This is a genomic window from Coleofasciculus sp. G3-WIS-01 (assembly GCF_040223135.1).
GTDB lineage: Bacteria > Cyanobacteriota > Cyanobacteriia > Cyanobacteriales > Coleofasciculaceae > Coleofasciculus.
Window position 1 is genome coordinate 1 of the sequence record NZ_JAVJZI010000077.1, and the last position, 24,667, is coordinate 24,667.

Annotated in this window: 17 protein-coding genes; 7 read left to right on the plus strand and 10 right to left on the minus strand. The window is 44.5% G+C overall.

All coding sequences use genetic code 11. The features are described from left to right. Positions 1–391 precede the first annotated feature (391 nt). The 6 genes from RIM23_RS08115 to RIM23_RS08140 form a co-directional block, all read right to left on the minus strand. The gene (locus RIM23_RS08115) at positions 392–1,162 is read right to left on the minus strand and encodes a hypothetical protein (RefSeq protein ID WP_446366055.1); all 771 of its coding nucleotides are present in this window, start codon (positions 1,160–1,162) and stop codon (positions 392–394) included. A 92-nt stretch (positions 1,163–1,254) separates the two neighbouring features. Then, a complete protein-coding gene (locus RIM23_RS08120) occupies positions 1,255–2,175 on the minus strand; it encodes an Npun_R2821/Npun_R2822 family protein (RefSeq protein ID WP_446366057.1) in 921 nt (306 codons plus the stop codon). Positions 2,176–2,210: 35 nt separating this feature from the next. Next, positions 2,211–3,203, minus strand: a complete 993-nt coding sequence (locus tag RIM23_RS08125; protein WP_446366058.1) for an Npun_R2821/Npun_R2822 family protein — start codon at positions 3,201–3,203, stop codon at positions 2,211–2,213. Between the two features lie 5 nt (positions 3,204–3,208). Then, positions 3,209–4,162, minus strand: a complete 954-nt coding sequence (locus RIM23_RS08130; RefSeq protein ID WP_446366060.1) for a glycosyltransferase family 10 domain-containing protein — start codon at positions 4,160–4,162, stop codon at positions 3,209–3,211. Positions 4,163–4,494: 332 nt separating this feature from the next. Further along, a complete protein-coding gene (locus RIM23_RS08135) occupies positions 4,495–9,267 on the minus strand; it encodes a CHAT domain-containing protein (RefSeq protein ID WP_446366062.1) in 4,773 nt (1,590 codons plus the stop codon). A 258-nt stretch (positions 9,268–9,525) separates the two neighbouring features. Further along, positions 9,526–10,116, minus strand: coding sequence for a CpcT/CpeT family chromophore lyase (locus tag RIM23_RS08140; RefSeq protein WP_446366064.1), 591 nt, complete (start codon positions 10,114–10,116; stop codon positions 9,526–9,528). Positions 10,117–10,243: 127 nt separating this feature from the next. Between RIM23_RS08140 and RIM23_RS08145 the strand changes: the two genes are divergently transcribed. Continuing rightward, on the plus strand, positions 10,244–11,572 hold the full coding sequence (locus tag RIM23_RS08145; RefSeq protein ID WP_446366066.1) for a hypothetical protein: 1,329 nt from the start codon (positions 10,244–10,246) through the stop codon (positions 11,570–11,572). Positions 11,573–11,622: 50 nt separating this feature from the next. Next, positions 11,623–11,877: a hypothetical protein gene (locus RIM23_RS08150; protein ID WP_446366068.1), complete on the plus strand. Its 255-nt coding sequence runs from the start codon at positions 11,623–11,625 to the stop codon at positions 11,875–11,877. Between the two features lie 206 nt (positions 11,878–12,083). On the opposite strand, the gene RIM23_RS08155 is transcribed toward RIM23_RS08150, so the two are convergent. Next, positions 12,084–12,359 (minus strand): GlsB/YeaQ/YmgE family stress response membrane protein, encoded by a 276-nt coding sequence (locus RIM23_RS08155; RefSeq protein ID WP_446339090.1) that lies wholly within the window; start codon positions 12,357–12,359, stop codon positions 12,084–12,086. Positions 12,360–12,609: 250 nt separating this feature from the next. After that, a complete protein-coding gene (locus tag RIM23_RS08160; RefSeq protein ID WP_446366081.1) occupies positions 12,610–14,334 on the minus strand; it encodes a choice-of-anchor I family protein in 1,725 nt (574 codons plus the stop codon). A 590-nt stretch (positions 14,335–14,924) separates the two neighbouring features. Between RIM23_RS08160 and RIM23_RS08165 the strand changes: the two genes are divergently transcribed. The 3 genes from RIM23_RS08165 (at position 14,925) to RIM23_RS08175 (ending at position 19,633) form a co-directional block, all read left to right on the plus strand. Then, positions 14,925–15,863 carry a phosphate/phosphite/phosphonate ABC transporter substrate-binding protein gene (locus RIM23_RS08165; RefSeq protein ID WP_446366070.1) on the plus strand — a complete coding sequence of 313 codons (939 nt, stop codon included), beginning with the start codon at positions 14,925–14,927 and terminating at the stop codon, positions 15,861–15,863. A gap of 89 nt (positions 15,864–15,952) precedes the next feature. After that, complete coding sequence (locus tag RIM23_RS08170; RefSeq protein WP_446366072.1) at positions 15,953–17,953, plus strand: ATP-binding protein; 2,001 nt, start codon at positions 15,953–15,955, stop codon at positions 17,951–17,953. Between the two features lie 309 nt (positions 17,954–18,262). Next, the gene (locus tag RIM23_RS08175) at positions 18,263–19,633 is read left to right on the plus strand and encodes an RNA-guided endonuclease InsQ/TnpB family protein (protein WP_446358541.1); all 1,371 of its coding nucleotides are present in this window, start codon (positions 18,263–18,265) and stop codon (positions 19,631–19,633) included. Between the two features lie 7 nt (positions 19,634–19,640). Here RIM23_RS08175 and RIM23_RS08180 read toward each other — a convergent pair whose 3' ends face one another. Further along, positions 19,641–20,366, minus strand: a complete 726-nt coding sequence (locus tag RIM23_RS08180; protein WP_446339098.1) for a response regulator — start codon at positions 20,364–20,366, stop codon at positions 19,641–19,643. A 651-nt stretch (positions 20,367–21,017) separates the two neighbouring features. On the opposite strand from RIM23_RS08180, the gene RIM23_RS08185 reads away from it, so the two are divergent. Further along, on the plus strand, positions 21,018–22,256 hold the full coding sequence (locus RIM23_RS08185) for an ATP-binding protein (RefSeq protein WP_446366074.1): 1,239 nt from the start codon (positions 21,018–21,020) through the stop codon (positions 22,254–22,256). 49 nt (positions 22,257–22,305) lie between these two features. Then, the gene (locus RIM23_RS08190; protein ID WP_446366077.1) at positions 22,306–23,439 is read left to right on the plus strand and encodes a sensor histidine kinase; all 1,134 of its coding nucleotides are present in this window, start codon (positions 22,306–22,308) and stop codon (positions 23,437–23,439) included. 519 nt (positions 23,440–23,958) lie between these two features. Here the strand turns inward: RIM23_RS08190 and RIM23_RS08195 are convergent. After that, a partial coding sequence (locus RIM23_RS08195; RefSeq protein WP_446366079.1) for an RNA-guided endonuclease InsQ/TnpB family protein occupies positions 23,959–24,667 on the minus strand: 709 nt, incomplete at its 5' end.

Here is a 24,667-nt window from a genome sequence, read left to right on the forward strand (position 1 = left end):
TAGAGCAGCAAACTGGCTATCGCATCCGCAGGTAGGTCTTTAACACTTGCCGATAACGTAGTGCGCTTAGCACTTAGGCTGGTAAGCACAGCTTTAACTTATTTGGCTAAAGCTCCGTGTCTTTAGACCGGGGTTGCTTACTAAAAACTCTAATTGTCCATCTCTATTTTTCTCTCCATTGTACATTTTGTACCTTTCTTCACATTGCCTAGTTGTAATTTTGCAAGAAAACTTAACAATATTTTCTGGTTTAGTGTAGACAGGATTGACCTGAAACTTGGATACTTACACTTTATCTATAGCTAAATTTGCGAGATTCGTCTTGTAATGCAGGTTCACAACCTAGTATTGCTGGAACACCTGCTTGCCAGCAGTTATACAGCTTCGTAGTTTATTTATAGTAGAAATCAAAATCTTTTAAAGCTTTGACTCGACTTATATTTAGACGATACTGATAACCTAATCGTCGCTTGAAATTATCCCCAACAGAGACAATATTTTTTTGATGGGCAGCATCCAAATGCTTGGTAACATTGCGGAGTTCATCCCACCCTTGTGCATGAACTGTCCATCCTATTTTAGCAGCCGCTAAACCAATAGCATTTCCAGAACCTGCATGAATTCCTTGTAACTCTAAATAATCTCCAATTTTTCCCCACTGTTGGAAAAACTCAGTTTCTTTACCGTTATCTTTAGATACAATCATTAAAGACTCTCCTACCCAGGAAACATTGTCTAGGGAGAGATTTAGCTTATTTGCTAATATTTCAAGGGTGGGTAATCGAGCCGGATTACGTCGCTGTACATGCTCTAGGATATTTCTACTACATCCAGTTAATCCTGGCATCCATTCTATATGAGTCGGCAATTTATTAATAATTCTTGTATCAGCATCAATCGCAATTGCTGTAGGATATTGGGATAAGGCTTTTTCAATAACAAATCGTTTGTCGTGATAACAGTGAAGTATTCCTTTCTGCTGGAATAGGAAAGCATAAACATTAGAGCTGCTTTCAAAAAAATTAGGTTTTTCTGTTCCCACAACCAAAAAAGTTCCAGGGGCATACTTTGCTAAATCCTGGGATAGCTGTTTCGCCAGTAAACGATATTTTTCACCTAATGCTAATGTGCAAAAACAAAAGCTATTGTTGGTTGTATTCATAGAGTATAAATTAATAATTATTAATTGACTAGAATTGACGGCTATAAATACGATACTAAATGAACTCAAATCCTTTGTGAAAACTTATAGTATTAAACATTTCGTTTTATGGTTCCTTTGATTTTTTGCCATAGATTTTTTGATTGTGGGGTTTGTAATGATTCATCATCCGGGATATGTTCACCGAGATAGCGATAATATTTCCAGATATCCCAATAGGGACAACCGGGTTGGATACGAATTCCTGCCCAATGTAAATAGTCTAGCGGTTGATTGACATTCGGATCAATGAGGTGATGATCTTGAACCTGAAAATGTTTGCTACCCGCCCAACTTCCTGGCGCACCACCGGGGCGGCGCACGATATTAAATCGCTGGGGAACATGCTTTAATATCATATAGTTGATGATGGGTTGATCGGAGGTTTTTTGGGAAAAGTCAAAGTATTCCGGATGAGAAGCACATTCCGTGAATGTTTGATATAGCGTTTCCTCAGATATCGTATTTTTCTTGGCTCCCCAAAACCCACCATTAAACATATCCTGAATATCATTTTCGCTAAATACACCGTCTTCTAAGACTTTTGGCGTAAATACATTTTTGATTCCACCGCTATGTTGATAGTCATAGCAAATAAAATCATACTTATCTAAGTAGTCGGTTGTCTCTATGATTTTATCAAAGACAACAATATCTGTATCAATATAAATAAATTTATCAAAAGCACCAAACCAACAAGCTTGTTTGCGGAATTGATTGGGGCGAGCAAAAAATCCTTTGCCAAATATTTCGTATAACTGATTAGAAAGACGTTCGATAAAGTCTAAATCTTGATATATTTCTACCTGATAGGAGTCTTTTAAGATTTTAGCAATGGTTTGATATTTATCATCATAAGGAATTAAGCAAATCGGCGTATCAGGATCATGGAATCGGATACTTTTGAGCAGCGCGATCGCCTGTTCGATTACTTTGTCGTTTGCTGTAATATAAATGCCACGCTTTTTGTCCATTTTCTTCAGTTATGATAAGTAATTTTGGAGGTTGATTAAGATAATTTTAACTTCTTCAAGAGTCGCTGAGGTAAACTGGGGGGTTGATTATAAGGTTTGGGTTGAGTCGTAAATTGCGGCTTTTTTTCTGGTTCATGAAGATAGCGATAATGTAAAAACAAATCTCGATAAGGAAAATCAATGTTTTCGCCAGCACAAACTTTAGCAATTAATTGGGAAGATACCCCAATGTAGTGCATATAGGTGAGTCGATTGCCTTTGTCATAAAGAATATGGTCTTTTTCCTGAAAATGTGCTGAAGTTACACAACATCCTGTTCTTTGGGCTTGGGGTAACTCTAAAGCCAAGTTATAGAGCGATAAATTCGGTCTCATCATCATGTAGTTGAGGAGCGTTTGATCCGGTGCCATGGGGTAAAGAACTTCTGCATCTCCGGCTTCGAGTTGTTCAATGAGCCAGTTTCGTCGTTCTTGATCAAATAGATTTTGTTTCGACGCATAAAAACCAGAACAAAAGATTTCTGTTTTTAGTCTTTCGGGAGGGAATACTTGCGTTAGCTTGGGCGAATCAATGTTGTATACATGAGTTAAATCTTTGTGCTGAAAGTCATAAACCACACAGTCATTGTCCTGAAGTTTAGCCAAGATAAACTCGACAGGCGACATCAGCAATGTATCCGCATCCATGTACAGGAAGCGATCAAACGGTTCATCAAAGGCACAGTAACGCCGATGGGTGCCAAATCGATGATAACCGCTACTGCCAATTTGACGCCAACGTTGGTGGGCTGTGGGATGACTATCCCAAGCCTTTTGTGCAAACTGATCCCAGCGCTGTATGGACTCAACATTATCATAGAGTTGGACGTTGGGACGACGGGCAATTTCAGCCGCAATTTTTGTTGTGTTGTCGTTGTAGGGATAGACACAGACAGGCATTTGTGACCCGACAATTGCCTCAATACTGTTGAGTAAGGCAACCAGTTGGTCGTAAACTGGGTCACTGGCTAGGGTGCAAATTCCGTCCATGGTGTTTAATCAAATTTAGCGACAAAATCAGATAACCAGTTCAGGAGGTTGAGCTTATGTAGGATGATTTGTCTGGCTTGTGCGATCGCGTCCTTGGCTTCATACCAAGCATCCGGTGTGGATGTTACTTCTTTAATATAAGCGATGCCCTGCTCATCTAGCGTCGGGAGGCGCAAAAAGCTTCCGGGTGGCAGTAATTTATCCGCCGCAGAACCCCCATAGTAGATGGGTAAACACCAGGCTAGTAGAGCATCCCAGAGTTTTTCGCTGACATACCAATCATTCCCAGCATAGTTTTCGATCGCGAGATTATAGTAGTAAGGTGCCATGCCATGCCATTTGTTTTTCAGGCTACCCTTTCCCTGCGCCCAGTCGGGTAATCCGCGCCCATAGAGGTCAAACTCAAATCCACTCTCCCGTAATGATTTTAAGAACGCTAAACGTCTACGATGTTCAGCGGTGCGATCGATTCCGGAGGTGATCCAACTACAAGTATGTATTTTTTCCGGCGGTATCATTTCATTTAATTCTCGGAAGGAATTAGCGTGATACCAAATCGCGGGCATATAATCAGGCGTTGGGGCAAAATCATCGGGACCTGAAATGTAACCGCAATAGTTTTTCGCGGCTTCATAATTTGCCCGATTAGTTTGAACAACTTTTTCCAGGGGCGGTTCTCGTAATAAATAGATTATCCGCTCTTTGGGCACGTTGCGTAACTGGGAGGCTACATCAGGTTTTGAACTCTTTTTTTGGCGTAAACCTTTCCACCACGGCAGTTTAGGGCGAGGTTGGGGAAACGAATATTGGTACATCAGCAGAAAATCAGGCTCAGAGGCTTGGGAGAGCATTTGAATTTTATCCCAGACTCCACAAGGGTTTGGCGTTTGTTGCCATAGCCAGTCCGCTTGATTAAGTCCATGATAACTACTAATCATTCCGACAATTTTTCTGCCCATGTTTTTTTGTCAGTCTACCGTATTTATGGATCGAGTTTTGGCACAAGTTTACTCGTGCAGCTTGGCGCAAAATACCCCCCAGTCAAAATTATTCCTCTGCTTCCGTGAGAGGGGCGGGTTTAGTCAAGTTATCGGTTTTTTGCCCAACCTTATTGGTAAAACCCGCCCCTACAGGAAAACTTCTGCTACCCTACACACTTAGAGATTGGTCTGGGCAATTTGACCGAGAACTATGTATCCTTATCAGTCTTAGCATTGATCCAGTCAGTCAGCCAACCGCAAAGGATGAGGGATAAATTTTTGTACTTAACTCAGTTGCTTGACCGATGTATCTACCAAGGGCTACCCACCAGGGTTAAAGCACTCCAGTAGTAGGGATGGGTAAAGTCTTGATCTCCTAATTTGGCGAGTTTTGGGTTTAATGGAATCCGAAAATCCCCAGCAATTAGCTGTTTTTCCTCTAACCGTATTTCACCTTTAAGCATAGCCAGTTGAGTTTGTCGCAGGGCTTCGGCTTTAATCGGGGCTTGTTGCAAATGGTCATAAAAGCTGGTCATGAATCCCAGAGTTCCTGCATCACTAATATACCAGAGACTGCCTAAGGCGGACTTCACCCCGGCTTGTATGGCTAACCCAGCAAATCCTAATTCAGCTTCTCTATCCCCTAAGGCGGTGCGACAAGCACTGAGAACTAACAGTTCTGTGGGAGGATTGTTTAATCCGAGTTTCCCTAATTGATCTAATCTGAGTTTTTGGTTCCATAACTGGATATAGGAGTTAGAGGGTTGACCCGATTGAAATTCGCCATGAGTGGCTAGGTGAACAATTCCAAAGGGTTGGGATGAGCGGATTTGCTGGAGATTTTCTAAAGTAAAGGCTTCGTTGAGAAATGCTTTACCTTGCCACAAAGGACCTGCGATCGCGGCTAATTCTAAGGGTACAGCAGGTAAGGGGTTCAGATCCTGGAATGTATCAGCACCCATGGCGAGGACACTAACATTGCGGATATCCACATAACGAGTATCAGTGAGCGATAGACTGGGCATTAAGCCAACGCTGTAGCGTTCCACGAGAAATCCTTCACCATCATGTAGCGCCGCGACAGGTAAAGAGCGCAATCCTGCATCCATGACGAAAGCGAGGTTATCAATGTCTTGGGCTTGTAAATTTTCTTCTAGGGGAGCAACGAGCCATTGATAAAGCTGTTTAGAGGGGGTGAGATAGTCACGGGGAATGGTTACGCTAGTCACGTTGCGGCGAAATTCTTGAGCGACTTCTAGGACTTTCCCACGGGTTACTCCGGCTATGCGTCGCCGAATTGGGGGTTCCTTGGCGGAGATGATCAGCAGTTCTAATTGATCACTATCTTGAGGGGCAATTGTAACATGAGGTTCGGAGCGATTGAAGTAGTTATCAAACGCCTCCGTATTATTTGTTTCTAATCCCGTATAGTTGGTATTTTTTGATATTTCTGTAGGAGCAAAGCTGACATAAATAAGTGCGGGTTTTGCCCCAGTTGCTTGTTCAATTTCACTCAAAATTCTACGCGCTTCTGTTTCGCTTTTGATTGGGGTACTTAATGAATTGGATGAGATGGGTTGGACAACCGAGAACGATTCGATTTCCTCTTCTACTTCATTTTTGACTAAGGCAGTTAGTGTTGGTGTCGGAGTTGGTGTCGGTATCGGCGTTGGAGTTGGTGTCGGAGTTGGTGTCGGAGTTGGTGTCGGTATCGGCGTTGGAGTTGGTGTCGGAGTTGGTGTCGGTATCGGCGTTGGAGGTTCATCAACGTTAATACTAACCTGTTGCGGTTCAGAGAAGGAGACGCGATCGCTCCCTACAATGGTAAAGGCTGAAATGTCACCCGTGTCATCCGTGGGCGGAGTGTATATCAGAGTATCTCCTTCCTCAATTGTGTCTCCAGGTTCTAGAGTCACTCCATTTCTAGTTAAGGTTCCGGCATTAATTTGATCAATAACAATTGACAAACTTGTATCACCATCTGCATCCTCCAGAGTCGCCTGTAAATCTTCAAAGGCAAACGTAATAGGCTGATTTTCTTCTGTGTCGGGTAGCGTTGGATTTAGCGTTAGTTCGGGTGGACTATTAACAGAAGTGATAGTAATACCGTTGGGAGTATCATCTGCGTCACCCCCTTCTGGGAGAACGGGAAATGAGCCGGAAGATAAAGAATTCTCGCCACCAGTATCAATACTGCCAGCTAAACCGTTAGTCGTTAAACTACCAACAACAAAGGGTACATTCTCTGAGCCGCCATCATGCTGGATTTTAACAGAACCATTTTGGGTAGTCCCACCAAATGGACTACTTGCCCAAGTTAGGATAGTTGTAGTTTTGTCCTCCAGTAATCCCGTTCCTTGGATAACTCCATTAGCGATAATGCTTACATTTCCAGCCGTTGCATCTCCAGCATCTTGACCAATCGCAGAAGTATCTATGGTTGTAAACTCAATAGTTTCACCAGCCTCTAAGATGACAGAACCTGAAGTATCATCAAACCCCTCCGTCGAAGAATTAATTGCACCTGTTTTTATCGTGCCATCAGCTCGCAACTCTACATTACCACCATTAATAAAAAAACCAGAGGCATTAATATTTCCAGTTTCGATATTTCCGCCAGCCTCTAAAGTGACACTTCCCGCGTCTAAATCACCAGAGCCATCATTAAAGGAATCAATCGCACCTGTGGTAATATTTCCACTCGCTTCGATAATGACTGGACCACCATAATGGTCAACTCCTTCACCAAAATCAAATATACCAACCGCAATATCGCCAACCGTTACATTGCCAGGGGACGATGCTTCTCCTGATGAATCAAAAGAAGTTTCTCCCGCATCTACAGGAACATTCGGAGGATTGTCCAATGTATCCAAACCTGCTCGTAAAATCAGCGCAGGTTGATTGCTTAATATACCACTATCGGGATCTCCACTCCCGCTGAGCGTAAAGTCTGCATCTGTAATCGTAATATTTCCCCCAGAAATACTACCTGTCGCTTCTATTTTTAGCGAAACTCCCGTGTAATCACCGAATATTACGTCACCAATAGCACTAATAATCGGGTCTTTTTTACTTAAAAATGTTCCAGAATTACCCAACAGGTTTAAAATTGAAAAACTGCCACCACTAGCAAAGTGAGCATCTCCAGAAATAATTCCATCGCTGACTAAAGTTAGATCTCCTCCACTGACAAAGGGAGTCTGGTAAAGATGATTCAGCGCTAAGATATCAATGCCCAGATTTCCTCGAATATAAAGATTCCCACCCGCTTGGGCAATAAAAGAATTCTCAATACTATCACGCACAAAGACTGTGTTGTTAGCGAGAAGATTCATATCCCCACTTGTTCTAAGTTGGCTCTCGATGAGAGTCAGATTTTGCTGGGCTGAAAGGGTAGCTGTTCCAGCATTGATTTGATTAACGGCGACATCACCAGTTTGGACTTCAGTACCTGAATTGGTGAGTTGAACTTGTCCTTCCGGAGTAACTGTCACGTCGGAATTAGTATCTACACCATTACCTGTAAGGAGTTGAGGTAACATCTGAGGTGTAATCGGTGTTGGATTACCTTGGTTAGTTGTCGGCGGTTCAATTTGTAAACTCAGGATTTGTCCAGCTTGATTAATTTGTAATCGACTGGTTCCCGGTACTGAGGCTATAGTGATATTTCCCCTTGGGGTTGTCAGCGTACCTGTACTCAGAACTGTTCCCCCAATTAGGGAAAGATTCGCGGCGGCTGGTACAGCTAAGTCTCCCATATTAATGATACTTCCCGGTTGTAAGGTTTCAAACCGAAAGCTATTGGGGTTTCCCACTAAGTTGGTATAGTCATTACTGGCAAATGCCTCCAGCCACCCTCCATTAAACCCAATGCTAGTTGCCGTGGTTGCGGTAAAGGATGCCGGGACGTTAAGTTGGGAATTTGCTCCGAAGACTATTCCCGCCGGATTCATTAAAAATAAGTTAGAGTTGCCTCCCGTCACTTGAATAATCCCATTAATAATAGAGGGATCTCCTCCAATTATTTTCCCTAATATATTGTTAATGCTTGGCTCAGAAATAAAGTTAGCACTCTGATTATTGTCAACTCCAAAATCTTCAAAACTATGGAATAGATTGGTGCCATCTGCCGATTGAGAACCGCCTGTGATGTTGATTTGGTTGCCTGAGGGCGTGACAATTGTACCCGTGCCATCATTAGCGGGTGTAATCAATTGAGCTTGGACTATTTTTTGCCCAATCATAGCCACCCCTGAAAGAGTTGCCAGAGATAAGCCAGCAATTTTCAGGGTTGAGGATAGAAGCGGCGTTTTGCGTTTCAATGCGAACCGCGCCTGTATTGTTGCGCCTGTCCCTTTTGTTTGTAAAGCTACCTCCAGATCGCTCAATCCCCGCCGTTGCAGTGCCCGTCTCATTGCTGCATGGCAATGGGAAATTTGTTGTACTCGATTCTGATAAGAAAGGCTATCTGGGTTGCTGCGGTAATAATAGAGAGGTTTGGAAATATGGGCTATTTCTGTTGTTTCTGACAACCGTAGACACAGATCGTAATCTTCTGCATATTCAGCTTGGAAATCAATTCCCCCAACTCTATCGAAAACAGAACGACGAATTAACCGGAAGTGGAACGTCATAAAGTTTGTCAGCAGTCGTTGTTTAGAATAGGGAACACTACAGCGTTGTCCGTAACCAATGACTTTACCGCTTTCATGAATGTCTAAGTAATCGGTGTAAACCATCCCTACATCTGGCTGAGTATCCAGAATCGCAGCGGTTTCCGCCAGTGCTGTGGGGGCTAACCAATCATCGCTATCTACCCAACCGATATAGGAACCCTTGGTTTTCGCGATCGCACATTTGAGGGAAACAACTCGCCCTTGATGTTCAGCAGCAATGACCCGGACTCGTGGATCGCGTTTAGCATAGTCTTGAGCAATAGTCACAGACCCATCTGTTGACCCATCATCCCACACAATTAACTCAAAATCTCCCCAAGTTTGTGCCAGTATGCTGTCAATGGCTGCACCGAGGTAACGTTCTCGATTATATGTGGTGATGACAAGAGAAATGGTGGCAGTCATGGCATCCTCCGAGAGGGTGATTTTTGGGTTCTTGATGGGTGGCTCATCAAACGGTGCAAAAACTGAGATCGGCTGGTGCGATCGCGTGCTTGACCCTACTTTCTATCGTAATCGAGGGATTTGAGATCAGCTAATTCCAGAAATTAAATGATACAGTTCAACCTGACATCTATAAGAAGGACACGACATTGTCGTGTCCATACCTCTATTTAATGGTTCTTAAATCAGCGATATTCAACCTCAGTTATAACCGATTCCTTAAACCTTAACCTCATCGGCAAAACTCGCCCGCCGGACAAAGTAAAACGGACCAGCCATGGAACCCCAAATATGTTCATCGGTTATAGGATCGCGTCCCCTATCTAAACTGATAAACTGATTTTCGTCAATTTCAAACGTGCTGTCCAGATAAGTTTCTTTACCTTTACGGAAAACCTTACAGGCTTTGCCCGGTTCAACTTTTCCTTGAAAGCTTTTCCCTGTCCATTCCACAATCATATTACAGCCAGGAAGTTTCTCTAGCTGGTCAACGGTTAAGGTTTGCAGGCGGTTAAGATCACGAGAAGCGCCGTAAAATTTTTCTGGCTCTTTAAATGTGTAATTTTCAATTTCAATATGATCCCCAACAACCATTAATTTCAACACCCGTAAGCGGTAGGGGACGTTGAGAAGATAGTCATAGGCTTGTTCGACAAATAAACTGACTCCATCTAGGAGTGACGAGGGGAGAGGACGCATAAACACCCGGATGTGGGCGTAAAAGGGCGGATTGTCAAAGGCTTGTTGTTGGTTACTAAAGTCAGCCGCCATCCAACGGGCTAATGTGGCAATGTCAGTAGAATGAGTCATTATTGACGATCTTGTTAATCGAAATATTGGATCTGGATCAATTTTAAATTGATTTTATTCCCAATAATAGAGGCATTCACGTCTTGATTGCTGTACCCTAGTAGGGTTGAGCGATGATTACACATCTGTGGATGCAATTCTAGAGCAAGCCAAAGACCTGAAACAAGCCCTAACTGACTTCGTACTGGAAGCAGACGGAGAGTTAGCCGTCGCCTTAGAACAGTATGCGGCTGATCAGTTGACGCGAGAACCCTATGATATCAACCAGCGCAACTTGGTCATTGATACCTTCTTAACTGAGGGTGAAGTGGGAAATCAGACACCGTTGGATCTGTTCCTGGAACAACATCCCAATTTAACACCCAGCGATCGCACGTTGTTAAACCGATGGCGAGATAGCTTTATTGGCTTGTTTGAACTCACCCATATCCTCCCCGATGGCTTTGAACTGAAAAATTGGCTCACCGATAAGCATTACACCGTCAAACCGACTCATCCCACCACTATTGAACAAATGCAGAGGTTTAAGGTTGGGGATATCTTACTCACTCGCCTCGCCCCTGTCACCGATACCTACTGGATGATTTCTAGTCCAATCATTTCCAAAGGGCGCTTAAGTCAGCCGAAGCTAGCCGTAGCCATTGGGGAATTCAAGAACAACTACAAAAATGCCCTTTACCGTGACGCCCCAGAACTATTAGAACAAGCGTGGGAGTCTGTCGCCACCTATCATCAGGCATTTGTAGACTTTTTTGGACGCGATCGCATCACCCTCCCTGGATACCAGCTTAATCAAAAACTGGCTCAACTGCGGGATAAAATGACCCAGGAACGTCTAACGGCGGCTGGGATTGATCCGTCGAAATCTCTCAAAGAGATGATCCAAGATGCGGGTACAGATGAAGAGGACATCAAAACAGCAGCAGTAGAAGCAGGTGCAGACGCTACAGCAGTGACCAATATGTTGGATAATGCTGCCAAATCCCCGATGATGACACCCAAGGTGGATTTACCAGAAGATATCCGCAATGCTGAACAGGTGACTGTTTTTTCTCATCCCCGTTGGGGTCAAATGTTTCTCCCCAGTTACTCCAAATTTCAGGAGATGCTAGCATCCGAAGACTGGCAAACCTATCCTAATGCTGAACAACGAGTCCACAAATACCTAAATGATCCTCAGATTAACCTGTTTATCTGGCAACAGCTAGCCGAGGACTATCCCACTCAACTGGAGAAGGTATTACAAACCCTGTTAGATCGTCCAGATTTTAATCTTAAGCAAGATTTAGAGTCAACACTGCACCAGGAGTTTCATAAACCCCTAGAACCCGAACTCCCAGAAATTGCTAGCGTTCCCCTGCATCTGCACAATCTATTTGAGTCGGCTGTCGCTGAGGTTCACAAATCCAAATCCAAAGGTAAGCGGAAAAAGAAAGCCGCCAAGGGCTTCCAATAATCATTGGGGTAGGTTAGGATAGGGCAAATTAGTAACTAATGTATCTATCTATGGATAGAAAAATTAATCGCCTTGGGATATTTGTCGTAAGTTGTAGTGCTGTAGGACTCGTCCTGGGAGGTACTGCGGCTCAAGCCGAACTGAATCAGTGTTTAGGAGTCGCCACACCGACAGACGAGTGCTTGTTGGAAGATCCACTCATGAACACTGTTGAAGGCATGGGAATGGGTTTATTAGCAGGGGTTGGTGCTTCTGTTGGCGCAACCTGGCAGATTTGGCAAAACAACAAATATTTAAATAAATAAGATAAATTCCACGGTGCCCAAAAATAGGCATGGAACAAGGAATAAGCTGTCACGCATTTAAATTGGGAATGGGTAGCGAGCGAGATGCTCGCATTACAACGATTTTACAGTTGTTGACCGGAACTAAACAGTTATCATTTCCTTCTCCCTGCTATCCTGGCTCCTTTCCTGGAAGCCCTCTGCCCTATGCCATCTGCCTTTTTGCACTAAGCTGATCTCTGAGTGACTAAACCCCAGATGAAGATCAACAGCAAGGCACCGAGAACGGCAAAGATAATACTACCAATACTCAGAGCCCCTGAAGCTGCTGCTGCTGCGCTAGAAGAGCCTAACAAGAGCTTACCGAGAAATCCTCCCACGAAAGCACCGAGGATTCCTAAGCCAATGGTGGCAAAGATTCCGCCACCTTGGTGTCCCGGATAAATCAGTTTAGCCAGTGCGCCTGCAATTAGACCTAATACAAGCCAAGCAATAATATTCATAGAATCTCTCCTCTCCTTAATGTTTACTGTGTCTATGGAACTATTATGTTTAGCCTATCAATTTACTCTCAAGCTTCGCTTCTACCCAAGTAAATAAATTAAATTTGTCTAAATTAGTACTTTTGATTGAAATTAATATCTGAAGGAGTAGAGAGGTACCCTGCTACATCTCTACTCCTAGATTAATGCTTCAATTTCCTCATCTGCAGGACTTGTTTGGCGTCTGCCTTTTATTGACATCCTCACCGCCCTATAAGAGCGGTGATTCCTCACCACGCCACCTTTTTAGGGATGGTCGCTGAATGGAGGTCAGTTCGAGCCAGCCGAAAGAACTAAACAGTAACAAACCCAATACAGAACTGGGTTCTGGTACGGTTTCAACTTCAAAGACACTCACGGTACCACTGGTTTCATTGGCAGTAACCACCAAGGGTTTGCCGTTGGGACTGTTTTTAGCCGAAATGAACACTAACCCTTCCTGCCCCAAATCACCGACGGCGGCTAACTGTTCGGCTGTCGGATCAGGGTATCCTTTTTCGTTTAGGTTAAAATCAACGGAGAAGTCGCGGTTGTTGACATAATCTAGGAAGAAGGGATTGAATGGATCAGTGATGTCATAACTGATAATGCCACCAATGCGTTCCAAACCAATAAAGGCAATGGTGCGACCAAACAGTTGAGCAATCGTCACGGCTTGAGGTTCAGGACCCTTATCGTCACTGCGGTTATCAAATTTGTTGATCTCATCGTTAGAGTTGAAGAATTCTGGTAAAAACTCCGCCGTAATCCGTTCAAACGCATCCCCACTGTCAAAGATGAGATTCCCGTCTGTATCCCAAATTGAGAAAGAACGTCCACCAAAGGTGTAGAGTTCGTCAAAGTCCCCATCTCCGTCTGTATCACCCAGGGTATTGGTGACTTTTAAACGACCTAGATTTTCATCCTTTTGCAGTTCTGCTGCATTGGGGAACGCTTGTGGGTCAAGGATTAGGTCGAGGTCGCCTAGGTCGCCTAGGTCGCCTACCCTCACCTCTTCACTAAATTGTTCAAAGTCGCGGCTGTCGCCTTCATTAGCGGTAACCAGATAGGTCTGACCGTTTACTATATAGGAGGCAATCCCGTCGGGTTGGAACAGCCCGAACAGGTTGTTGTAATTGGTGATGTTGATTTTACCGTCTTTATCGCTGGCGTCTAAGGCATTTCCTGGTAGGCTATAATCTTTAAAACCCAGCCCGATCACTTTTTCGACCTGACCACTGGCGATATCAACAACCGCGATCGCATTATTCTCCTGTAGGGTGACATAAGCTTTCTGGGAGTCTTGGGACACCGTAACAAATTCGGGTTCCAGATTTTGAGACGGGTTATTCGCGTTGGGTCCAAATAAGCGAACATTGTCCGGTATAGAAACACTATCGAAGTTAGCCGTGGTTACGCTAAAATCTCTCAGGTCAATGATACTGACCGAACCCTCTGGATCAGTATCTGGGTAATCATCACTCAATTCACCCTCATTAGCCACGATAACCTTAGTGCCATCTGGGGTGAAGGCGAGCGAGTCTGGTACTGAACCAACGGAAACTGAATTTTTTAAATTCCCCTCTGTGTCAAAAAACAAGACACTACCGGGATTTTGCGGTATCTCATTGGTGACAGAGACAGCAAACATACCATTGCTATAGCTGACGCTGTTGGGTGACCCAAATTTAGAAACGTCGATGGGTTGTTCCAGAAACGACGACGGATTCGTCGGATTGCTAATATCAAGGATATGAATCTGATCTTGACCGGAACTGGTCACGAACAACCGTTGAGTGATCGGATCATACGCCGTTTGTTCGGCTGTGTTTTCCGCAAACATACCTGTCGAGAAGGAACCGATGGGTGTCAGGTTGAGATTAACGGCGGCGGCTGGTGTCGCTACCATACTCAGTAAGACGGCTGACTGTAGGGTTGACTGAACTATATTGGGCATTTGAATGAGTAAATTTTGACGCCGAGACATGGGTGATGAACCTCCTGATTCGGATGCAGTCGATAGGGATAAGTAGGATGGTGGGTAGAATTTACCCAAAAAAGTTACGCTTTGTAAAGTTACGTTGCCGATGATGTGAGTGAAAACGGCTGATTTTTTACACTTCTTAATGTATCGCACCGAAAGGAACACCAACTGTTTGCCAAACACAGAAAAACCCATTCACGCTTCCCACCTAGCGCTAAAGGAGCAAGTTGTTTACAAAACTTAGCTTTCCGAGGCAGCTTAAACTACTATAGTTATGCACTCATTTAGCATAGTCTTACATAAATAACCATTAGGAAAGAGTTTTAGGACTTGTTCATCAACTCTTTAAAGAAAAAAACCAAAAAATTCACAGAATCTTTATGAACAAATCTGTCAAAATTTGATATGTATCCAGAGAACCGACAAAATAATCTTAAAGACAAAGAGGTATCCCAATATCTGGAAACTGGAGAAGAATTTCCCGTCTCATCTGACAACAGAAGCTGAGGCAAAACAACCACACTGTTATCAATGACAATTTGTTACAAATGAGAGTTAAACAAATGTTGCCAAAATTTTTGAAAGACGTTGTCCTGCTGAGTCTGTTCACCACCCTCGTGAGCTGTGGTGCAAACGAGACAACGACAACCATCACATCAACCCCAGCACCCCAATCCACCGCGACTGGAACCCTTGTCCTTGCCGACGTAAACAAAAACGCCGCCGCCAAGATAGAGCAGTTCCAGCCCATGGCAGACTATCTAGCCGCCCGCTTAGAAAAATTTGGCATTGGTGTGGGTGAGGTAAAAGTTGCCCCCGACTTAGATACGATGGCAAGCATGCTCAAAGAAGGCGAAGTCGATATCTACGTAGACAGTCCCTACCCCGCGATGATTGTCAGCGATAAATCGGGAGCCACACCCCTACTGCGCCGCTGGAAGAGCGGCAAAGGCGAATACTATGGCGTGATCTTTACCTTGGCAGAGAGCGAGATCGATTCCTTAGCCGATCTTAAGGGAAAAATGATCGCCTTTGAAGAACCCGTCTCAACCTCCGGCTATTTTTTACCCCTGAATACTCTATTGGACGCCGATTTGAACATGGTTGAAAAAGGTTCAAAAAACGAAACTGTCGCCGCTGATGAGGTGGGATATATATACAGTGGAGATGATGAGAATACAATTCAATGGGTCTTGAGTGGTGAAGTCGCAGCGGGTGCGGCGGATTACTCATTCCTAGAAGAAATCCCCGCAGAAAGCCGCCAAGCGCTAAAAATTCTGGCTGAAACCCAGAAAATCGCTCGCCATCTGGTCATCGTCCGACCCGGAATGGACCCGGAATTGGTACAACAGATTAAGACGGTATTAATGGAAATGGATCAGACCCCTGAAGGGAAGGAGGTACTCACCACCTTTGAGGAAACTGCCAAGTTTGACGAGTTTCCCGTTGAAACAAGTCTCGATAAAATGCGCCAGTTGTATGAACAGGTTGAGAAAAAATAAGGGGCAGATGCTGTTTTGAATGACAGTTTGCCTAGATGTACCAGCCAGGAAGCAACGCTTATAGGAATAAGGGGAGGACGATACGTGGAATGGCTAGATTCAACCAAAAAAAAGGTTCACTAGCCACCAAAATAACCTTGGCGATGACCACATTAGTCATTGTGGCTGTCGCTAGCGTTACTATGCTATCCCTACGCCGTCAGCAAGAAACCTTTCGGGACGAACTCGAACAACAGGCTGACTTATTGCTGGACACCCTAGTCGTCACCACCCGAGATTCGCTCTACTTTCTGGATGTGTCCTTTATGAAGGAACTCATGGAAGAGTTGGGCGAGGATCAAATCTTAGTGGCAGGTCAGATTTATGACAAAGATGGACGGGTGCTAGCGGATGCCTATAGCCGCAATCTTTTAGCCTATGGGGTCAAACCTGATCCCTTAGGCAAAGAACTGGTGGAAAGTACCGAAGCGGTGTTTAAATGGCAGTCTGACCAACTCCTTGCGGGTAAGGCAGTCGTTTTGGGACGTCAGCGGCTTGGGGCAGTTAGTGTCGGGCTATCTACAGCCCCGCTTAAGGCAAAGATGGCAGCAGTGCGGAATGAAGGGATTGCCATGGGACTGGCGGCGGCGATGGTGGGTACCCTGGTGGCACTACTGCTGAGCCGTTCGATTACCGAACCCTTAAAGCAGATGACCGCCGCCACCCAGCGTCTGGCGAAAGGGGATCTGAGTCAGAAGATTGCCATTGACAGCAATGACGAACTGGCGGTTTTAGCCGGTGCATTTAACAGCATGACCGAGCAACTGCGAAACCTAATCGAAAGTTTGGAGCAGCGTGCTGAAGATTTGCGGCACAGTGAAGCCAAAAATCGCGCTTTGCTCAATGCGATTCCCGACTTAATGTTTCGCTTTAGTCAAGAGGGTATCTTTCTGGATTTGAAAGCACCCAGAGGGGACTCCTTTTTAAAATCATCCCAAGCATGGATTGGTCAACCTGTCTCTGATGTTTTACCCCAAGATGTGGCTCAATTATGTCTAGATTATGTCGAGCGAACCTTAAAGACTCAAGATATCCAAATTTTCGAGTATGAGTTGTTTGCGGAGGATCAGCGCCGGAATTTTGAAGCACGGCTGGTGGTTAGTGGTGAACGGGAAGTGTTAGCGATTGTTCGGGATATTACGCAAGAGAAATTAGCCCAAATTGAGTTGCAAAAGGCAAAAGAGGAAGCGGAAGCGGCTAACCGGGCGAAGAGTGCATTTCTTGCCAGTATGAGCCATGAACTCAGGACCCCCCTGAATGGTATCCTCGGCTTAAGTGAGTTACTGCGAGAGGATGCCGAGGATTTAGGGTATGCCGATTTTGTCCAGGATCTCCAGCAAATTTACGACTCTGGACTCCATCTTTTGAATCTGATCACCGATATTCTGGACATTTCTAAAATTGAAGCCGGGAAGATGAGTCTCTACCTGGAAAGCTTCGATATTTCTACCTTAATTGTTGAAGTTCAGAAGACTGTTCAAACCTTGATCAAGAAAAAGAATAATACTCTAGAGGTTCATTGCGCTACTTCTCTGGGTACGATGCTCGCTGACCGAACTAAGGTTAAGCAATTGCTGTTAAACTTACTCAGTAACTCTGCCAAGTTTACGGAGAACGGCACGATTGTACTCAGTGTTACTCGTGAAAGTCGAGGAGAAGAAAATGGTGGACTCAAACGGGACGCTCAGGTGCTGCTATTGGCGAATGGAGAATCATCTATAGTTTCAGATGAAACCATCGATAGTTCTTCAATCCCCGACACCATGAATGATGACCAAAGCTCAGATTTGGTTGCCTTTACTGTCTCCGATACTGGCATTGGTATGACTCCAGAGCAGATTGACAAGATATTTCAGCCCTTTGTGCAAGCCGATAGTTCTACCACGAAAAAGTACGGAGGGACGGGTCTAGGATTAGCGATTTGCCAACGTTTCTGTGAGATGATGGGAGGTAATATTATGGTTAACAGTGAGGTTGGTGTTGGCTCTAGTTTTAGCTTTTACCTGCCAACTGTAGTTAAAGCTCCTAAGGCGGAAAAAGTCTCTTCTTAAAGTTATAAGTTATAAGTTATTAATTATAAGTTATAACTTATAAGTGGAGTTTAGATGAGGCAAACACGCCCAGGGGCGACCCGCCGCGCAAAATTAATACCACCTACCCCTTAATCTTATCGGGTCGCCCTGCATCAGGTATCGGTAATGATCTGACACCGCGTACATTTAGCTTAATTGGCGATTCATCCCACGCTCTAATCTCTGATTGAGCGTGGGATGAATCGCCAGTCTTAGAAATTTATTTCCAATTTATCTTGATTATTTGGCTGGTAATTGTTATAATAGACTGCCAGGGAAGTGACAAAATTGAAGCGAAGTAAAGACACATTTAAGCTGAACTACCAGTATCGAATTGTACCGAATAAGCAGCAGGTTTATCAGTTGAATGAATGGCTGTACAAGTTATGTCGGATACACAATCTAATGCTGGAAGAACGGTTTAACTGGTGGGAGGGTAATCGCTCTCCAGTCAATGCTTGTCCGATTTTCATCACTCATTTACCCAAACTCAAAGACCCGCCAACTTATTATTCCCAGAAACGCGCTACTCATTGCTCAAGGGAATCCGACAAAGACTTATACGAAGGGGTTCATTCCCAGGTAATCCAGGAAGCAATTAAGCGGGTAGAAGATACGTTTAATCGGTTCATCAAAGGTGATTTAAATGGGAGACGAAGTGGAAAGCCTCGCTTTAAGTCGGTACGACGGTATCGGACATTTTCAATTCCACAGTTAAAGCCGGATTGTTTAAGCGTTACTGCTAATCCTCATCGGCGCGAAAACGGCGACACACGGCGAGATATTACTTATGTAAACCTACCTAAAATAGGTCAGGTTAAGCTTATCTATCATCGCCCCATCCCGGAAGGGTTCAATATCAAAGCGGCGTTGGTTTCCCACAAGGCTGATGGCTGGTATATAAGCCTAACCCTAGAGGACAAGTCCGTACCGAGCCTGAAGCCACCAGAAATAGAGGCAACAAAAGAGAATTCCTTGGGCTTGGACGTTGGCTTGGAAAAATTCTGGACAGCCTCAGACGGCGAGATTGAGCCAATACAGCAACACTACCGCAAGTCTGAGTCAAAGCTGAAAAAATTGGCTAACCGCAAAGATAAAAAGCCGCATAAGTCGGCATCACGGCGGAAGCTAGCCAAAAAGATATCCAAACACCACGCCAAATTGCAACGGAAGCGGAAGCAATTCCATTATGAGTCAGCAACTCGACTGGTGAACCGGGACGAGAAAGTGTTCTTTGTGGAGGACATTAAGCCAGGAAACTTATCCCGGAAAAACAAACCTAAACAGGATGAAGATGGAAAATATTTACCCAATAGACAAAGCGCTAAATCAGGTTTAAACAAATCAATTAATGATGCTGGCTGGGGTCAATTTATTTCAATTCTCACTTACAAAGCTGTAAAAGCTGGTAAGTCGGTGGTGAAGATTAAACCCCATAATACAAGCCAAGTATGTTCTTGTTGTAATCGCGTTGAACAAAAAAAATTATCAGTGCGAATTCATGAATGTTTGTGCGGGTTCGTGCTGGACAGAGATTGGAATGCCGCGATTAATATCAAGAAAGTTGGGCTGGGCATATTCCCAACTATAAAACGCCGGAAGCGCAATCGTAAGACTGCGACTAAGGAAGCCTACACTGTACTCGTAGGGTCAGTGTAGGAGGATGTCACGTAATTAATCCGGAACGGAGTGCATGGACAGCGGCTTGGGTTCGGTCATCAACGCAGAGCTTATTTAAGATATTGCGGACATGGGTTTTGACTGTGCCTACTGTAATATAGAGTTTTTCTGCGATCGCGGCATTACTCGCTCCTGCCACAATTAGCTCGAGAACCTCTAATTCCCGTTCGGTTAAGGGATAGGCTTCGATGACTTGCTCATACTCTGGACCTACCGCATCAATCTTAACAGTTCGCTCTTGATTCGCCGCCTCTACCTGAGATGATGTCTCTCGTTTTACCTGTCGCAAAACAATACTGGCAATCGCTGGATCAATCCAGGCGTTTCCTTCCTGGGTTACGGTTAATGCCTCTACAAGCTGTTCGATCTCAATATCCTTCATGCAATAGGAATCGGCTCCAGCCCCAAAAGCAGCCAGTACCGCCTCTTCACTATCATGCATAGTTAAGATCAGAATCTTTGTTTCAGGTTCTTGGCTATCCGCCGGATTACTCTTGAACTTGCGAGTCAGATCAATGCCATCCATATCCGGTAAACCGATATCCACAATAGCGACATCGGGTTTAAGGGTTTCTAGCAGCTTCAATCCTTGAGTCGCATTCGCCGCTTCTCCGACGACTTCAATTCCATCCTGTTCTTGTAAAGCGGCTTGTAAACCCATCCGCGTAAGGTTATGGTCTTCAATCAGGACGACACGCATAGGACTCACCATCAATGTTTCAGAACTCAAATTGGTTTGATCTTGGTCACTGAGAGATGTGGGACTATTGGACGCATTCTCTCGGATTTGGCTAATTTTCATCATTCAATCAACATAATTCGCGGGAATACCCAGTTCAAGCTCCCACTTCGGAATCCTGATCGCGCTGACACCCTGGCGCTAACACCCTGGAGCCAAGTCAGATCAGGAAAACTCCTGCCTTGGCGTTCTTGAGTGTTACTGTCGGCATCGATTAAGCATCCGGTTGCTCGTGCGACGTGGCAATCAAGATAATCCATACTATGGCAGATCCTGGGCAGACTTGCATCTACCGATAGTACTAAGCAATATGAGCTACTGCTCCTGCTAGTCCCATGGACGAACGTGCCGACGCTTCAATTTTATCTAAAAAGCGAATTCATGATTATGCCTAACGACTGAGACCAAAGTGATAGGGGGAGGCATACAATTTAGAACAAAGGCTGGACTGTCTTCAATGTCAGTGCATACCCCCTTCTAGGGGCGGCAATACAGGCTAACTGAGTCGTGCGCTAGAGCCATTGCTCTATGCCCACGAGTTGTCACTACCCCTAGCAACAAGTTAGCTCTGGCGTTGGCGTTGGCGACAAAAAAAACCTTTAATTTTGCTGGTTAATGAAAGTAATGTTCAATATTCTGATCATTAGTGATGAGGAAGTCGATCGCATAGCCGTGCGTCAAGCCTTGAATGCCACAGGTATGTCAATTAATTGTGTTGAAGCCTGTGACTATAAGAGTGCGATCGCTCTCATTGACCATGAGACATTTGACTGTGTATTTCTAGATTACTGTCTACCCGACAAAGATGGATTAATCTTAGTGCAGGATCTGCGAAAGGCTGGAGTCAAGATTCCCTTAGTGGTAATCACTGCTCACGGTAATGAACAAGTCGCGGTGGCGCTGATGAAAGCTGGGGCGTCAGACTACCTGTCTCAGGATAAGGTATCACCGACAAGTTTAGGACGGATTTTGCAAAACGCCATTCGCATCTACCAAGCTGAACGGCAGGTTGAACTGGCTCATCAGCAGTTGCGCCAGACGAATGAACAGCTAGTCCGTCAAAATCAAGAATTAGCCCAACAACGGCAACAAATTCAACGTCAAAATTTACAGCTAAAAGAACTATCTAAACTTAAATCGCAGTTTCTAGCCACGACATCCCATGAATTGCGGACGCCAATGAATGTAATTATTGGCTTTGCCCAAATGCTCCTACTCCAACGCCATGGGTCACTAACGCTGTCCCAATTAAAAATGATAAAATGTATTTTAAAAAACGGCAAACATCTGTTATCCCTCTTAAGTGAAGTACTAGATTTTGCTCAAATTGAAGCCGGGGCTTTGGAACTCAAAGCTGAAGAATTTAATGTCGATCAAGTGATTAATTCAACCCTAGAGGATGTTCGTCCCTTGGCAGTTCAAAAAGGGTTAGATTTATCCAGCAAAATCCAACTCAATAATCCAGCGATCATCAACGATCGCTCTCGCTTACACAAGGTCTTAAAACACCTGCTCATCAATGCGATTAAATTTACAGAATCAGGGTCGATCTGGATCAATGTATACGAGGTTGATTCGCAACGAGTGGTCATTGATGTTGAGGATACGGGAATTGGTCTGTCTCAAGCCGAATTAGACTATATTTTTGAAGCCTTCCGTCAAGTGGATCAGACCATAGCCCGTCAATACCCCGGTACCGGTCTAGGATTGGCAATGACCAAGTCCTTAGTTCAACTGATGCAAGGCAATATTACGGTAGAAAGTCAAGTGGGAGAAGGATCAATTTTTCGCGTCGAGTTACCGCGTTGTATTTCTTCTTATGCGGAGAAGTTGACAGAAATTAAAGTACCTGCGTATAATTAATATTTTTCGTTTCGGGTTACGATGCTTTTCAATTATAGATAAATGAAAAATGAATCTACCTGAGCCAAAAATAGACCGGATTCTGGCGGTTGATGATGCGCCAGATAATTTATTCCTGATGCAAACCATCTTAGAAACGGAAGGATATGAACTCAATTTAGTAGAAGATGGACGTTCAGCACTAGCAACGGTCGAAAAATCACCTCCTGATTTAATCTTGCTGGATGTGATGATGCCACAAATGGATGGCTATGAGGTGACTCGGCGGATTCGTGAAAATAGCAGCTTGCCCTTTATCCCAATTTTGCTGATCACCGCTTATGAACAATCGAGTGCGATTGAAGGGCTCGATGCTGGGGCGGATGATTTTATTCGCAAGCCGGTGGATGTGGGTGAGTTATTAGCACGAGTGCGATCCCTACTGCGGCTCAAGCATAGTATTGATGAACAAGTGCAACTAGCGCGTCAACGAGAGGATTTCGTCTCTCGTCTCACCCACGATTTACGAACCCCCTTAGTCGCCGCTGATCGGATGCTGAGTTTATTGCAACGGGGAAGCTTTGGACAGCTTCCTGATTCAGCAGTAGAAGCAATTATTTCTATCCAGCAAAGCAACCAACATTTAGTCCAGATGGTGAATACGGTGTTGGAAGTTTATCGCCACGATGCTGGGTCTAAAGAGTTAACTTTTGTTTCGATAAATCCTCAGGAAATGGTTGAGGAAGTCGTTCAAGAACTAACTCCCTTAGCCGAGGAAAAAGGATTAGCTTTAAGCATGAATCTAGGAGAGTGCGCCAATTTATTTAATTCAGGCAATTGTCGGGTGATGGGCGATCGCCTCGAACTCCGCCGTGTATTCACTAATCTAATTGGTAATGCGGTCAAGTTTACCGAAAAAGGGTCGGTTGAGGTTCATTTAGGTTTAGATGAATCCACAAAATCGGGAGATAGTCAACCCCCTTTGGTGACTATTTCCATTCAAGATACTGGAACAGGTATTCGTCCAGAGGATCTCCCCACACTCTTCAAGCGATTTCGCCAAGGAAAGCACAAGCGATCGGGGAGTGGCTTAGGATTATATCTATCTCGTCGGATTGTGGAAGCTCATCAGGGTAGGATTGAAGTCGAGAGTGAGTTGGGTAGGGGTAGCTTATTTACAGTCTATTTGCCAGGGCAAAGGTGAAGAACTGCTTAACAGGGAACAGGGGAAGCGGGGCAATACGGCTCGGATAAGCCTTGATCACAAGGGCAGGTAGGTTGGGTTGGGTCCTTGGTAACGAAACCCAACCCATTAGATATACTATGGGATTCCTTAGGAAAAATCAATCAAGGAGTCCAGACTTTGCATTAGTTCAGGAAGACAGAGATTTATCCGCTTTAGCAACCCTACAGTTTTTGGTAAAAAAGGAAGTAGCTTGGAGCTTTGATCATAGAACGCGAGAAAACTCGATTAATCAAACCGACGAGTCAATACAGTGTTATGCCCATGTAGGTGATCCTTTCCCCATGTTATTGCCAACCGTGACCAGTAAACTTGCCAAAGGCGCTAAACGCAGTCAAAAGATGCCATTGCGCGTGGTTCTGGTGGTTCCGTTACATAAGATCTACCCAAAGCTACCCATAAATGGACATCTTTGGCACTTACTTCCTGCTTCACTCGCTTCGGTGTCGGCACTCAACCAGTCCACAGGCTCTCCCCCACCTAACTGGCGGCTTGCTCCAAATTAATGGAGGCGTTAAAATCTCGATCAATTTCCAGTCCGCAGTTATCGCACCGGAAAACCCGCTCAGATAAAGGCATTTCATCTTTGACGGTATGACAGCGAGAACAGGTTTTAGTTGAGGGATACCATTGGTCAACCTCAACCAGCGTTGCTCCGTACAGCTTGCACTTGTACTCTAGCTGACGTTTGAACTCATAAAAGCCCATGTCTTGAACAGCTTTCGCCAGTTTGTGATTAGCCATCATCCCAGACACGTTAAGATCCTCTACTCCTATTCGGCTGTGGTTTTGGGCTAAATAGGACGTGAGTTTATGTAATGTGTCTTTACGGATATTGGCTATTTTGCGGTGTAAACGAGCTATCTTGACTTGGGCTTTTTTCCAATTAGCCGAACCAATCTGCTTATGACGACTTAGCCACTGCATACGAGAGAGTTTTTTCTCATACTTTCGGTAGCTTTTAGCACCTTCTACTACAATCCCGGTAGACAAAACAGCCAACGCTTTTATTCCTAAATCAACTCCCACTACTGGGTGAGGTTTGGGGCGGTTAATTGGCTCATAGTCCAGTTTAAAGCTAATAAACCATCGGTCAGCCGTCCTGGATATGGTAACAGATTTGGGCTGAAAGTGGACGGGTAACCGCTCATAGGTCCTCAACCAACCGATAACCGGAACTCTAACTTTA